General features: G+C 52.8%; 1 pseudogene. It reads left to right on the plus strand.

Annotation, left to right across the window (positions count from 1 at the left end):
- Positions 1–303: 303 nt before the first annotated feature.
- A pseudogene (locus tag ACXAFR_RS27465) lies at positions 304–587 on the plus strand (group II intron reverse transcriptase/maturase); the annotation flags it as partial.

Consider the following 587-nt stretch of genomic DNA (forward strand, 5'->3'; position numbering starts at 1 on the left):
TCGAAACCAGAGAATGAGCGTATCTCTGGGATGAGTGAGGGCGCTGACTGGATGCGGACCTCATGGCAACCGGTATTGAGGCGGCATGACTTCCTGGCAGGCTTTAATACGGAACATGAGAACCTGTCGCTCTGATGCTAAGGGAGAAGCGCAAGTGGTAATCCCACGAGGCAAGAGTACCAATGCAGAGCACAGGGGCGGACTGCTGTGTAGTAGTGATGAAGCGCTTGTAATGAGTGTGGAGCGAAGGCAGCAGCACGTTCAGTCTGACTCACTGGGCCAACCAGCTATGGGATGAACCTGATGAGTCAAACAAAATCATTCGATATTCCTAAATCCTTAGTGTACGAGGCGTATAAGCGGGTCAAAGCCAATCAAGGAGGAGCTGGAGTGGACGGAGAGAGCCTTGCGGCTTTCGATGCCAATTTGAGCAACAACCTCTATAAGATATGGAACCGCCTATCGTCCGGCAGCTACATGCCGCCAGCGGTGAAGCGAGTTGACATTGAAAAAGCCAATGGTGGTACTCGTCCACTCGGCATACCCACCGTCAGCGACCGCATTGCCCAAATGGTCGTCAAGCTGCA

This window comes from Pseudomaricurvus sp. ABR4_320, from assembly GCF_056159445.1.